Origin of the sequence: Colwellia sp. 6_MG-2023 (genome assembly GCF_030547765.1) — a bacterium.
In the GTDB taxonomy this organism is placed as follows: Bacteria; Pseudomonadota; Gammaproteobacteria; order Enterobacterales; family Alteromonadaceae; genus Colwellia.
Genome location: NZ_JAUOPP010000001.1, coordinates 386,383 through 398,850 on the forward strand (window position 1 = coordinate 386,383; position 12,468 = coordinate 398,850).

The following is a 12,468-nucleotide window of genomic DNA, read 5'->3' on the forward strand; positions in this document are numbered from 1 at the left end:
TCTTTTAAATGCGGAGTAGTTGTATATACAAGTTGTAGTAATCTACCATGTAAAACTGATGATAAGCAAATCTTTTAGCTTTGGCGTTTACAATGTCAAAGTGGTTATTTTAAGTATAGATAATTTTATATACTGAATTTTAGATTTTTTACCTTACTGTATTATCAAGGTAACTGTTAAACCGATGGGCGAAAAAAGTGTAATAAGAAAATGCCGTAGTGATTGTTTTAATATGATGGCATATTTGAGGCTTGTTTGCTTTTAGGATAAGAGTTTAGTTAATAAAATAAGCTAAGAAAACTAGACTCAAAATTGGGAGAGGGAATAAACAATAGAAGGCTGCTGAATAAGCACCCAAGCAAGATATGACAAGTTTATCTGACCACCCATTAGACAAAAAAATATAATATTAATTCAATATCGAATTAAATTGTTGCTGTCAAAATAAATATGTTTTGCTAATTCAGTAAAATGAAAAGTTAAGTAATGTTAAAAATTCATTTCTGGATAAGTATTTTTATTTTCACCACCAGTTAAACGTTGCATTAGTTGGCGTTGGTTTGCTAATAATTGTCCAGAGCGCTCATTTAACGCCTTGCACAATTTAGACTTCATCGTTAGTTCTTGGAGTAACTCTGTGGTCATTTTTTTTACAGGATCTGGTAATTTACTACAAAGTAAATGTAATCCTTCACTATTACAAGGCAAGCCTAAACCGCTCAAAAATTCATCTCTTTGCTGATGAGTTTCGTTTAGCTTATTAAGAATTATCAGCATTTTTTCATTGTGGCTTTCTAACCCTGAGTCGCGTTGACTTAATAACTCATACTGAGACTCTAACGCATTAATCAATACATCTAACTTATTAATGTCATTTTTCAGGCTTGTAATAAAGGATTTTATGCTGTCTATTATCATTGTTTATGTAGCTCTAATAATGCATTGATTAGGGCTTCTTCATCTAATACTAATTCGCCATTAGCGATAGCTGCCTTAACATCGGCAACTTTTTTCATGTCAACATCAGTTTGGCTAGATAATGTTTCAAAAGTAGAGTCAATTGACTTACTTAGCTCACTAACTTGGCTTGTTGAACTTGCTACTTTTTCAGCCTGTTGATTTTGAGGCGAATTTTTTTGCAACTGTGAATGCTCTAAGGTATTGTTTACCTTGTGATTTTGTTCAACAGGCATACTTGGTTTATTAATTATATTCATTGCAAGATTTACCTAGGTAATTTGTTATATTTACTACTAGCTATAGAAAGCGTCAAGATAGCGGCAGAACTTAAATATTATTAGTGTTTTTTTCAATTAAATTTATAAATACAGTTAAAGAAATATTTTTACAGTTCCTTTTCCGATAACTTGTCCTTCAACTACTTGGCCTGAAGTAAGGTTTTTAACTTTAATTCGCTGTCCTAACTGACCATCCTCTAAAGCAATTGCGGTAACACTGGCATTAAATGTTGGTGTTGAAACATGTAGTTCGACATGCTGATCACGATTCACTAGATATTGTTTTTCTAACAAGCGACGATTGATAACGTCACCGCTATTTATGTCGCGACGAACTTGCATACCAATAACATTATTAATATTAACTTCCATGCCATGTAAATGGCTTGCAATATTTAGTGAACGAGTATCAAGTAAATCAGCAGTGAGTATTTCACCGCGCTGTAAATCACGTTTTGCAACGACTAAATTCATCCATAAATCTACCTTAGCACTGGCTCGAAATTGCCATTTGGGTGAATCACACTTGATGGTTAATCTAATTCTCCCCGCAGGCACTGACGAAGGCTTAGAACGTGAAATTTGTAAATTAGTACATTCTAAATCTTCACTTCCTTTTGGAATGAATAGATTAATTTTTTGTTGCTGGCTAATTGCTCCATGATAACTTAAAAACCGTGCAATTTCTTGATTGATGTAGTGGCGAGATTCCTGCTCAAAATTAATGCTGTTTGCTTGAGTGGTTCCTATAAAGCAACTCATGACAAAGTAGAGGAAGTATAAATAGTTCCTATGCGGAAGTTTAACTTCCGTTTGTTGGTTGTTTTTTAAATGGCCGAGATAATAAGTCATTGAATTTAATGTTCTTTAAATGTTGGCATAAAGGTTGTTATATAGGTTGTATGGTAATGCTTTTATTTTCAGATGAGCATACAAGAATCAAACAATAGAGGCAACAATGGCATTATTTGATCAGTCCCTAGGCGTGCATCCATTTTCGATGCAATTAAGAATGGATAGAGCTGAAATTATTGCGGGTAATTTGGCAAATGTTGAAACACCGGGGTTCAAAGCTAGAGATATCAACTATCAGCAAATTATGGAAAGTGTTTCTAGTGATCTTTCACAAAATCATACTGTTGGCTTTTCTGGAATTGAGCAACACCAACTCCAATACCGAGTGCCTTATCAGGCTTCAAGTGACGGAAATAGTGTTGAGTTGAACGTTGAGCAAGCTAAATTTGCTAGCAATAGCATGGACTTTCAAACAAGCATGACGTTTTTAAATATGAAAATAAGTGGCTTACATAAAGTAATCAAAGGAGATTAGAACGTGTCTTTTAATTCTATTTACGAGATTAGCGGAAGTGCTATGCGAGCGCAGGTAATGCGCCTAGATACTATTGCTTCTAATTTAGCTAATTCAGATACTGCCGCTTCAAGTGAAGAAGGTGCCTATAAGGCGCTAAAACCTGTTTTTTCAGCTGAATACAGTTCGAATCTTGATGAACGCTCTATTTCTGCCGCAGTTAATATGCTTGGTATTACGGAGTCGGACCGCACAGTAGAACAGCGTTACGAGCCAAATAATCCACTCTCTAATCCTGATGGTTATGTGTTTTATTCTAATGTAAATGTACTTGAAGAAATGGCAGACATGATGTCGGCAAGTCGCAGCTATCAAACCTCAGTAGAAGTAATGGGGCGTGTTAATAGCATGCAGCAAAGCATCCTGAAATTAGGTCAATAAGGGTAAATAACGTGGATATAAATAGTTTAACTCAAAATACTAGTGAAGCATTAGCTTTAGAGAGTAATGTCACAGGAAATGGCCAGTCGGCACAAGAAATGTCAACCATGTTTTTAGAGTTATTGGTTGCTCAAATCAGTAACCAAAACCCATTAGAGCCAATGGATGGTACTGAATATGTTAGTCAGCTTGCTGAATTTGCAAACGTTGAGTCGTTACAAAGTATTAATCAAAATACCAGTAATAGCCTTGATTATATGAATAGCCTGATGGTACTTGAAGCTACTAATATGGTAGGTGAATCAGTTGACGTTTTAGCAAATAGTGTCGCGCTAGAAAATCCGGGTAGTGTTTCGGGTATGGTTAATTTATCAAGCCCTGCAGACTCTGTCACTGTGCAACTTTATGACAGTAATGGTGATCTAGTCGAAGAAAAGAATTTACCTTATACCGGTGCAGGTTCATTACGTTTTGAGTTTGATAATCAAAATGCAGGAGACTATGCCGTACGTGCTTATACAACGACAGATAATATCCCTACACAGTTAGATACTTGGTTAAGTGGTCAGGTCGAGCGAGTGTCTGTTGGTGCAACAAGCGATGATATTATATTACAAGTTGATGGTTTGGGTAATTTTGGATTCACTGAAATTAACCAATTAGCTTAAATTATTAGGAATGTAACATGTCTATATTGAATATTGGTCTAACAGGCCTAAAAAGTACGCAAACAGCGTTAGAAGTTACCAGTAATAATATTGCTAACTCGGCTACCGCAGGCTATAAACAATCTGATGCTGAATTTGCCTCAGTTTATAATGGTGGTCAACAAGGTGGTGTTAAAGTTACCGATATTAAAGAAGATTTTGTCACCGGTGGTGAAATTGTTCGAACGGGTAACTCGCTTGATATCACCATTGATGGCCAAGGTTTTTTTGCTATTTCAGAAAATGGTGGAACAGCTTACACCCAAGCAGGTCAGTTTGGGCTAGATTCAGATTTGAATATTGTTAATGCCAATGGCAATAATTTATTAGGCTATGGTGTTTCTGAATCAGAAGCGGGCAGTGAGCCAAGTATAGTATCGGGTATATTAACAGAATTAAAAATTGAAGGTGCCAATATCCCAGCCAAAGCAACGGATAGCATTGCGTTTAATGGTAATTTAAGTTCATCCAGCGATCTTATTCCTTACCCAACAGCGCCTGATACTTTTGATCCTACCGATGGCAGCCAGTATAATTTTTCACAATCCACAGAGGTGTTTGATTCCTTGGGTAATAGCCATATCATGACCCAATACTTTAATCATACCGCTACAAATGAATGGAAGGTTATGTACTTTGTTGATGGTGAGCCTTTACCTGACACTGCTATAAGTAGTACGGGTACGAATGGCACACAATTTGTAGATGGCTCAGCAACAGCAGCAGGTGTTGTTACTATGACTTTTGATACCGATGGTCAAATGGCTCCTCTAAGTGGTACACCTTTCACTCCGCCTGGAACGGTAGCTGATAATAATACCGATGACCCATATAATGAGCGTGAAATTACGTTATCTTTTACTGCCAGTGGCGGCGGTTCACCAATCGATTTAACCCTAGATATGGTAAAAACGACCCAATTTGGTACTAGTTTTTCTATGTATGAAAATGACGCAAGTGGTTACACCTCAGGCTCTTTTTCAGGCGTGACGGTTGCTGAAGATGGTAAGTTATACGCAACATTTACTAATGGTGAATCGAAATTACAAGGGCAAGTTGCACTGGCTTCATTTGCTAATGTTAATGGTTTACAGCCTGGTGATAATACTGTGTGGTATGAAACAGATGACTCAGGTACTGCGTTGTTTAGTGAGCCAGATTCAGGCGCGATTGGTAAATTACTTTCAGGCTCATATATGGGGTCGAATGTTGATGTCAGTGAACAGTTAGTTGGTCTAATGTCTTTTCAACAAAACTATCAAGCCAATGCAAAAACAATTAGTACCGCTGATGAAATGATGCAAATTTTATTTAGTAATACATAAAGGGCATAAGCGATGGAAAAGTTAATTTATACCGCAGTCTCCGGCGCGGAACTAAATAATACGGCATTGCGAGTCAGTGCCAATAACTTAGCTAATGTCAGTACTGTTGGTTTTAAAGCAGATCTAGAGCAAGCACAGTCTATGATGGTCACGGGTAGTGGCTTTCGAACCCGTTATCACGCACAAATGAAACCGGTGACCACAGATTTATCTGCAGGACCAATTATGGATACCGGTCGTAATTTAGATGTTGCACTAAGTGACGGTGCTTATTTAGAGGTCATAGATGACAATGGTAATCCGGCTTATACACGCTCTGGTAATTTAGAAGTGGATGCTGATGGCTTTATAACGGTTAATAATAGACGTGTACAAGGTGCTGGAGGCGATATTCAATTACCTGAATTTGGTGAAATTGAAATTAGTCCAAGTGGTCTTATTAATATCGTTCCTTTAGGTGGTGGTGTTATCGCTGAGGAAGCACAACTTAAACTAGCCAGCACAGATGGAATTTTAATCAAAGGTAAGGATGGCTTATTACGAGCAGATAACTTACAACCACTTGATCAAGACGATCAATTACGTTTACGCACCGGAGCTTTAGAAGGCTCTAATGTAAACGCAGTACAAGAAATGATTAAAACAATGAATATTAGTCGTCAATTTGAGATGAACGTCAAAATGATGAAAGCAGCAGACGAATTAGCAAGTAGCGGCAATAAACTAATTAGTGGCAATGGTTAACAGTAAAGGTTGTAACAATGAATTCAGCATTATGGGTAAGTAAAACAGGGTTAGCAGCACAAGATTTGCGCATGACCACCATTTCAAATAATTTGGCGAATGTGAGCACTGCAGGCTTTAAAAAAGACCGTGCAGTTTTTGAAGATTTATTTTATCAGGTGCAAAAGCAACCTGGTGCACAGGCAGATGATTTAAATCAATTGCCATCAGGTATTCAAGTGGGTACTGGTGTACGTATTAATGGAACTCAAAAGCAGTTTACCGAAGGAAGCTTTGAAACTACCAGTAATCAGTTAGATGTTGCTATAGCTGGACAAGGTTTCTTCCAAATAGAAAGTCCTGACGGTGAACTTTTATATACCCGTAATGGTCAATTTCAACTTAACTCTGAGTCCTTACTTGTTAATGGTAATGGTTTACCATTAGCACAAAATATTGCGCTGCCTGAAGGTACGACGAAAGTAACTATTGGCACCGATGGTACTATTAGTGCAGTGGTAAATAATGATACTCAGCCTGTAGAACTAGGCCAGTTACTAACTGTAAACTTCGCTAATCCTGCAGGTCTAGAAAATTTGGGTGGGAACTTATACCGAGAGACTGCAGCTTCAGGTGAAGCGATTGAAGGCGTACCCGGTGAAGAGTCATATGGCGGCTTACAACAATTTACTATTGAAGGCTCTAACGTTAGTGTCGTTGAAGAAATGGTCAGTATGATTGCCGTGCAACGTGCTTATGAAATGAATGCTAAAGTGGTATCAGCAGCTGATGAAATGCTACGCTTTATTAATCAAAATTTGTAATAGCTATGTTTAATTTTACCTTAATCGTTACCGTCATTTTGTTACTAAGTGGTTGTAGTTCTAGCTACGACCAAGAGTATGTTCAATGCCCTGTTTTTGGTGGAGAAGTTAAGTGTCCTAATGTTAAAGAAGATAAATCAAAAGAAGATTACGAAATTGAGCAGGATGCTTCTCAAGTCGGCTTAAATTATGAAGAGGGTAGTCTTTATAGTGAACAGTATATGTTTTCGCTTTATGCAGATAAACGTGCCTATCGAGTTGGTGATATTTTAACTGTGGTACTTAGTGAGCGAACTCAATCAAGTAAAAGCGCAGGATCTAGCCTTGATAAAAGCACCGATATTGATGTAGGTGTCCCCCTGGCTGGTGGGCTAAATGTTGCAGATTTTAATCTTGGTGTCGGTTCAAGCACTGGCTTTGATGGTAGTAGTAGTACTAGCCAACAAAACTTTTTAAGTGGTGCGATCACCGTGCGCGTTACCCATGTATTATCGAATAACACCTTGGTTATTCGCGGCCGTAAGCGTATTCAATTAAATCAAGGTGATGAATACATAGAAATTGAAGGGTTAGTTCGACCAGGTGATATTGATGTCGCTAACAGAATTTCCTCATTACGTATTGCCGAAGCGCAAATTAGTTATACAGGTAAAGGAACCTTTGCTGATGCTTCAAGCCCAGGTTGGTTTACATCTTTATTCTCGCGTTATTTAAACCCATTTTAATATTGAGTATTTGACCTTATGTTGAAAAAAACTTTTACCGTAATGTGTATTTTCATCGGCTGCTTTTCGTTTAATACTCTTGCGGCTAAGTCACGCCCACTGCTTGATATTGTTGATGTATTAGGGGTTAGAGAAAATCAGTTGGTAGGCTATGGCTTAGTGGTGGGTTTACCTGGCTCTGGTGATAAAGCACAAGTAAAATTTTCGGCACAATCGCTGAGTAATATGCTCAAGCAATTTGGTGTCACGATGGATGAAACAACGTTACCTAAATCTAAAAATATAGCCGCAGTGGCAGTACACGCTACTTTGCCCGCAATGGCAAGCCCAGGTCAAGCAATAGATATCACGGTTAACTCCTTAGGTGATGCCAAAAGTCTTCATGGTGGTAGCCTTATGTTAACACCGTTAAAAGGCGTCGATGGCAAAGTGTATGCGTTAGCGCAAGGTAACTTAGTTGTTGGTGGTATTAATGCCAGTGGTCAAAATGGCTCATCGGTTACTATTAACGTACCAACATCAGGAATAATCCCAGGTGGCGGTATTATAGAGCGTAATGTTAGTGATATGTTTAAAGTACAACCGGATGTAGTACTTAATTTAAAAGAACCTAATTACCAAACTGCACGTAACGTTGTTAAGGCCGTTAACCAAGTGTTTGGGCCAGGAGTCGCACGTGCACACAACTGGGGGCGTTTGATATTAAGCGCACCAATAGACGCTAATAGCCGCAATACATTTATGTCGATGTTGCAAGATATTATGGTTGAAGAGGGCTCTGAACAACCGCGTGTTATTTTTAATAGCCGCACCGGTACTGTTGTTATGAATGATGTGGTGAGAGTTAATCGGGCTGCAGTAAGTCACGGTAATCTGACAATAACGATTGCTGAAACTGAAGGTGCATCGCAGCCGGGGCCATTCTCAAATGGTAGAACTGTGCCTCTACAAGCGAGCTCTGTTGATGTGAATGAACAAAAGAATCATATGGTATTACTACCAGAAGGTACTTCACTTGAAGAGATTGTTAAAGCAATAAATACGTTAGGTGCTACCCCAAGTGAATTAATGTCTATTTTATTAGCACTTGATAAAGCCGGAGCCTTAGAGGCTGAGCTATTAGTAATTTAGGAATGAAAATGACAATTACCCCACTAGATATCAGTGCGCAATCATTAGCGATTGATCCAAAAAAAATAGAGTCCATTACTGCTAATTTAAGTGAGCAAGACGGCATAAAAAAAGCAGCAGAACAATTTGAAGCTATTTTTTTACAATTAGTGTTAAAAAATATGCATGCGACGACAGAAGCAATGTCATCAGAGAATGGTTTCTTTTCCAGTAAAGAGCAAGCTCAATTTCGTGATATGTATGATGCACAAACCGCACAGCACTTGGCCGCGACACAACAATTAGGGTTAGCTGAAGCTATCATTCGTCAATTTGATGAAAATTTTGCACCAGTAGAAAATAAATTTAAGGAAATGGCAGAAGGGGTCGCTTTACCAGATAAAGCTCATAATAAAAGTATTGTTCATGAGGCTGATCGGAGTGATTTTTATTCTAGTTCAGCATTTGCGCAATCTTTAAATATAATTCCGATCAGGTAATTACAATGTCAATGATAAATAATGCACTAAGTGGACTTAATGCTGCTAATGTAGCCCTGACTGTTGCAGGTCAAAATGTGGCGAATGCTGCAGTTGAAGGTTACTCACGTCAGGCTGCGTATTTTGAAACAGCAGGTTCCCCTTTAGGTGGTGTAAATGTAGTATCTGTTGAGCGTATTGTTGACGCATTTTTAAATGATGATATATGGCGTACTAGTTCTTCTTTAGGTTACTACGAGGCTAAGCAGAGCTATTTAGGTTATATCGAAGAAGTGGTAGGAACCGACACGTTAAATTTTAATGACGCTATCACTGAAATTAGTAATGCATTTAGTGCTGCGGCGACAACACCAGATTCTTTAGCCTACCGTCAAGAGATAATTTCCTCTTCAGAGTCTTTATTACAAGACTTGGCACAACTGAATGGAGCTTTAGAAGGACAACTGGATAAGCTTAGCTTAGAAATGAGCAATCTTGCGCTTACTTCTAGTTCTTTGACAGCTCAAATTGCAGAAATTAATGATAAAATAACTCAGTCAGAAGCAAAGAATTTACCTACTTCAGAGCTTAAAGATAACCGCGAGCGTTTAGTGACAGAGCTATCAAATACTATAGGTATTGCGATTACTGATCGTGATGATGGTAGTATAGATATAAGTACTTTAAGTGGGGCACCGTTAGTTATTGGAAATAAAGCGGCAGAAATAACAGTGAGTGGCACAACGGTAACAACGTCACTTGCAGGGCAGTCTTTTCAACTTACCGATCAAGTTGGTGGGCGTTTTGGCGGTTTAATCAGTGTTGATACCCAAGTAATAAAACCTACTTTTGCAAGTTTAAACACCCTTGTTCAAGACTTGGCTGATGATATGAATACTGCATTATCGGAAGGTTTTGATTTAACTGGTAATGCCGGTATAGCACTATTTGACTATAATCCTGTTAATCCTCTTGGTACGATAACTATTAATTCAGCAATAACACCAGAAAAACTTGCACTTATTGGTGGCGAATTTGATCTTAGCGGTACTTGGGTTGCTACGGGGGGACCCGGTGATAATGCTAATATTGCTAATATTGTAGCTGCTATTGCTAATAATGGTAGTGGCTTTACCTCACTAGTTGGTGATCTTGCAATTAATAGTCAACAAAATCAAAATAGTATTTTAACATCAACCACATTGAATGATAGCGCCGTATTAGCGCGAGACAGCCGTAGCGGTGTAAATCTTGACGAAGAAGCGGCAAGCTTAATGCACTTTCAACAAATGTATAGCGCGAATGCAAAAGTGATCACTACCGCCGATCAAATGTTTACTTCACTATTGAATATGTTTTAAGGGAAAATACCATGCGTCTTAGTAGTCATCAATTTCATTTAAATTCAATAAGTAATATTCAATATAATACAGCGCGTTTTAATGAAGCCTCTACTCAATTAGCAACGAACCAAAGAATAACAAAACCTTCGGATGATCCGCTTGGTGCTGTTATGCTATTAAATTTAGATGCTGAATTAGATTCATTAGAACAGTATAAGTCTAATATGGAATCAGTTAATTTCACTTTAAGTCAACAAGAAGTAAAATTAACTGGCATTGTTAACCAAATATATTCATTGCAAAGTTTAATCACTACTGCAGCCGATGGCTCGATGGGCACTGAAGAATTAAAAGCGCTTGGGCAAGAAATGTCGGTTATTTTTCCTGGAATTGTTGATTTACTTAATGGAACGGACAATGAAGGAAAATATTATTTCTCAGGCAGTGAAACAAACACTAAACCTTTTGATTTAGATGCTGCGGGAAATTACGCTTACTTTGGTGATGATGGTGTTCGTGACGTTGCCGTAACGGCCGACTCTAGTGTAGCAAGTAATATTACTGGAAATGAACTAGACCCAGGCGCTAATTTTTTAAATGCGATGAAAGATTATTTGGTTGATGTTAATAATCCTCCTGCGACAGGTGTCGGCAATGAGTCTCGTGTGATGATTGATGAACTTTCTTCTTTTTTAGCTACCATTACTGGTGAAATTACTCAGATTGGTGGTACGATGGCATCGCTTGATTCACTTGCAAATAGCAACTTGGATATTATTACAGTTACTTCTAACTTACGTGATGAAATAAGCTCAGTAGATTATCCAGAAGCGTTTATTAAAATGAATGAATCAATGGCTTCATATGAGTCATCAATGCAGGTATATGCCAGCGTGACTTCTTTATCGCTATTTTCATTTATATAACTCAGTACACTATAATAGGCCATTTTCACCATGCTCGTTACAAGTAGCGAAAAACCTCAAGCTCCAGATGCTATAAAAACGGCTAAGTCTGAGTCACTTGTAAGCCAAGTAAAAGAGCGTACGCCAAATCAAGCGATAAATAAAGTAACGGCTAAACAAGAACAGGTAGAGGTCTTGTCACGTTGGTCAGCGCGAGGCAAGCTAAGCCAAGCACTGGCAAAAGCTGAATATAGCGAAGCAACTTTGCGTCAAATGTATAATGCATTAAGTGATTTGGCTAGAAAACTCAATACTCAAACTGCCTCAGTTAAACCAAATTCTGCCCAGCAAACTGAAGTACAATCAACAATTCAATCAATGCAGCAACTAGCGGCAAAATCAGGTAGTGGTTTAAATAAGCAACTAAATCTTAGCAGTGAGAGTGATGTTAGTGTGCGCCAGCTAAATGCGAATATTGATTTACTTTCAGCACGACCTCATGACGAAAAAATTAATTTATTAATGGGGCGAAGTGGTAAGTCAGTTGTTTTGAATTTACCAGCTAACCAAGGCGAAGCTAAAAACTTAACCAGTATTCAAAATGCGTTTGCTAGACAAGATATTAATGTTGAATTAGATCGAAATAATAATTTATTATTTAGTGCTACTAAAGAGCATGCGGGTTTACTTGATGAAACGTGGATAATGAGTGGTGAAGGTGTAAGAGTGGCTGCAGGTAACCCAATTTCAGTGCCTTTAACTGAACCAAGTAACCAGCTTGAACAACTTGCACAAGTCGCCGAATCAAATAGCGATATTCAAGCGCATCGTGATAAAATAAAACAAGTACAACAACACTTGAGATCGAGCATACTTAAAGCTCAAGCACAGCGTAAAGAGCTAGCTAGTCAGTTACTCGAAATTGAAAGAGCAGCAACAAATATGCAACCAAACGAGTTAACTGATTTAAGTAACAGTCTTGGTGATCAAATGTTTAATGTTGGCACTAATAGTATTAGCACTATTATGGCACAAGCCAACATAACACATAGTCTAGTACGCTACTCTCTTTATTGATCTTAATAAAATCTCTGAAGTACCAGCTGAGTTTGTAGCTTCGTTAATATATATTATTAATTTAATCTTTATTCTTAAATAATAAGTAACTAAATAAAAAAAGATCAAAACATTTTAGTTTTTTTTAACTCGGTCGCTTTTTAACTATGAAAGATAATTAAAGCGAGTTCACAGGAGAGTTATTAATGGCTTTATCAATTCAATCGAATATGGCATCAATGTCAATTCAAAACCAATTAGGTCGTAGTAACGATAGTTTATC

Annotated in this window: 15 protein-coding genes; 12 read left to right on the top strand and 3 right to left on the bottom strand. The window is 37.7% G+C overall.

Annotated features, from left to right (window positions below; all coding sequences use genetic code 11):
* Window positions 1-489: 489 nt before the first annotated feature.
* The 3 genes from flgN to flgA all read right to left on the bottom strand — a co-directional run bounded on the left by flgN (window position 490) and on the right by flgA (window position 2,090).
* Window positions 490-918, bottom strand: a complete 429-nt coding sequence (flgN, locus tag Q4503_RS01640; RefSeq protein ID WP_303601226.1) for a flagellar export chaperone FlgN — start codon at window positions 916-918, stop codon at window positions 490-492.
* Window positions 915-1,217 (bottom strand): flagellar biosynthesis anti-sigma factor FlgM, encoded by a 303-nt coding sequence (gene flgM, locus Q4503_RS01645; RefSeq protein WP_215973646.1) that lies wholly within the window; start codon window positions 1,215-1,217, stop codon window positions 915-917. Before flgM ends, flgN begins: the two co-directional genes overlap by 4 nt.
* Window positions 1,218-1,331: 114 nt before the next feature.
* Window positions 1,332-2,090, bottom strand: coding sequence for a flagellar basal body P-ring formation chaperone FlgA (gene flgA, locus Q4503_RS01650; protein WP_215973645.1), 759 nt, complete (start codon window positions 2,088-2,090; stop codon window positions 1,332-1,334).
* A gap of 106 nt (window positions 2,091-2,196) precedes the next feature.
* On the opposite strand from flgA, the gene flgB reads away from it, so the two are divergent.
* Genes flgB through Q4503_RS01710 form a run of 12 tightly spaced genes read left to right on the top strand, consistent with a single transcriptional unit; the run spans window position 2,197 to window position 12,206 of the window.
* On the top strand, window positions 2,197-2,568 hold the full coding sequence (gene flgB, locus Q4503_RS01655; protein ID WP_215973644.1) for a flagellar basal body rod protein FlgB: 372 nt from the start codon (window positions 2,197-2,199) through the stop codon (window positions 2,566-2,568).
* Between the two features lie 3 nt (window positions 2,569-2,571).
* Window positions 2,572-2,988 (top strand): flagellar basal body rod protein FlgC, encoded by a 417-nt coding sequence (flgC, locus tag Q4503_RS01660; protein ID WP_303601227.1) that lies wholly within the window; start codon window positions 2,572-2,574, stop codon window positions 2,986-2,988.
* An 11-nt stretch (window positions 2,989-2,999) separates the two neighbouring features.
* Window positions 3,000-3,656, top strand: a complete 657-nt coding sequence (locus tag Q4503_RS01665) for a flagellar hook assembly protein FlgD (protein ID WP_303601228.1) — start codon at window positions 3,000-3,002, stop codon at window positions 3,654-3,656.
* 17 nt (window positions 3,657-3,673) lie between these two features.
* Window positions 3,674-5,020 (top strand): flagellar hook protein FlgE, encoded by a 1,347-nt coding sequence (locus Q4503_RS01670; RefSeq protein ID WP_303601229.1) that lies wholly within the window; start codon window positions 3,674-3,676, stop codon window positions 5,018-5,020.
* Between the two features lie 12 nt (window positions 5,021-5,032).
* Window positions 5,033-5,764: a flagellar basal body rod protein FlgF gene (locus Q4503_RS01675; RefSeq protein WP_303601230.1), complete on the top strand. Its 732-nt coding sequence runs from the start codon at window positions 5,033-5,035 to the stop codon at window positions 5,762-5,764.
* 17 nt (window positions 5,765-5,781) lie between these two features.
* Window positions 5,782-6,567 carry a flagellar basal-body rod protein FlgG gene (gene flgG / locus Q4503_RS01680; protein ID WP_215973640.1) on the top strand — a complete coding sequence of 262 codons (786 nt, stop codon included), beginning with the start codon at window positions 5,782-5,784 and terminating at the stop codon, window positions 6,565-6,567.
* Window positions 6,568-6,572: 5 nt separating this feature from the next.
* A complete protein-coding gene (locus tag Q4503_RS01685; RefSeq protein WP_215973639.1) occupies window positions 6,573-7,292 on the top strand; it encodes a flagellar basal body L-ring protein FlgH in 720 nt (239 codons plus the stop codon).
* Window positions 7,293-7,310: 18 nt separating this feature from the next.
* A complete protein-coding gene (locus tag Q4503_RS01690; protein WP_215973638.1) occupies window positions 7,311-8,423 on the top strand; it encodes a flagellar basal body P-ring protein FlgI in 1,113 nt (370 codons plus the stop codon).
* Between the two features lie 8 nt (window positions 8,424-8,431).
* Window positions 8,432-8,902 (top strand): rod-binding protein, encoded by a 471-nt coding sequence (locus Q4503_RS01695; protein ID WP_303601231.1) that lies wholly within the window; start codon window positions 8,432-8,434, stop codon window positions 8,900-8,902.
* Window positions 8,903-8,907: 5 nt separating this feature from the next.
* Window positions 8,908-10,242 (top strand): flagellar hook-associated protein FlgK, encoded by a 1,335-nt coding sequence (flgK, locus tag Q4503_RS01700; protein WP_215973636.1) that lies wholly within the window; start codon window positions 8,908-8,910, stop codon window positions 10,240-10,242.
* A gap of 11 nt (window positions 10,243-10,253) precedes the next feature.
* Window positions 10,254-11,150 (top strand): flagellar hook-associated protein FlgL, encoded by an 897-nt coding sequence (gene flgL, locus Q4503_RS01705; RefSeq protein WP_215973635.1) that lies wholly within the window; start codon window positions 10,254-10,256, stop codon window positions 11,148-11,150.
* Between the two features lie 30 nt (window positions 11,151-11,180).
* Window positions 11,181-12,206: a flagellin gene (locus Q4503_RS01710; RefSeq protein ID WP_215973634.1), complete on the top strand. Its 1,026-nt coding sequence runs from the start codon at window positions 11,181-11,183 to the stop codon at window positions 12,204-12,206.
* The last annotated feature ends 262 nt before the right edge of the window (window positions 12,207-12,468 follow it).

Excerpts from the sequence above, each read along its gene's own strand:
- flgN (WP_303601226.1), bottom strand. The coding sequence starts at position 918 with ATGATAATAGACAGCATAAAATCCTTTATTACAAGCCTGAAAAATGAC.
- flgM (WP_215973646.1), bottom strand. The coding sequence starts at position 1,217 with ATGAATATAATTAATAAACCAAGTATGCCTGTTGAACAAAATCACAAG.
- flgA (WP_215973645.1), bottom strand. The coding sequence starts at position 2,090 with ATGACTTATTATCTCGGCCATTTAAAAAACAACCAACAAACGGAAGTT.
- flgB (WP_215973644.1), top strand. The coding sequence starts at position 2,197 with ATGGCATTATTTGATCAGTCCCTAGGCGTGCATCCATTTTCGATGCAA.
- Q4503_RS01670 (WP_303601229.1), top strand. The coding sequence starts at position 3,674 with ATGTCTATATTGAATATTGGTCTAACAGGCCTAAAAAGTACGCAAACA.
- Q4503_RS01675 (WP_303601230.1), top strand. The coding sequence starts at position 5,033 with ATGGAAAAGTTAATTTATACCGCAGTCTCCGGCGCGGAACTAAATAAT.
- flgG (WP_215973640.1), top strand. The coding sequence starts at position 5,782 with ATGAATTCAGCATTATGGGTAAGTAAAACAGGGTTAGCAGCACAAGAT.
- Q4503_RS01685 (WP_215973639.1), top strand. The coding sequence starts at position 6,573 with ATGTTTAATTTTACCTTAATCGTTACCGTCATTTTGTTACTAAGTGGT.
- Q4503_RS01690 (WP_215973638.1), top strand. The coding sequence starts at position 7,311 with ATGTTGAAAAAAACTTTTACCGTAATGTGTATTTTCATCGGCTGCTTT.
- Q4503_RS01695 (WP_303601231.1), top strand. The coding sequence starts at position 8,432 with ATGACAATTACCCCACTAGATATCAGTGCGCAATCATTAGCGATTGAT.
- flgK (WP_215973636.1), top strand. The coding sequence starts at position 8,908 with ATGTCAATGATAAATAATGCACTAAGTGGACTTAATGCTGCTAATGTA.
- flgL (WP_215973635.1), top strand. The coding sequence starts at position 10,254 with ATGCGTCTTAGTAGTCATCAATTTCATTTAAATTCAATAAGTAATATT.
- Q4503_RS01710 (WP_215973634.1), top strand. The coding sequence starts at position 11,181 with ATGCTCGTTACAAGTAGCGAAAAACCTCAAGCTCCAGATGCTATAAAA.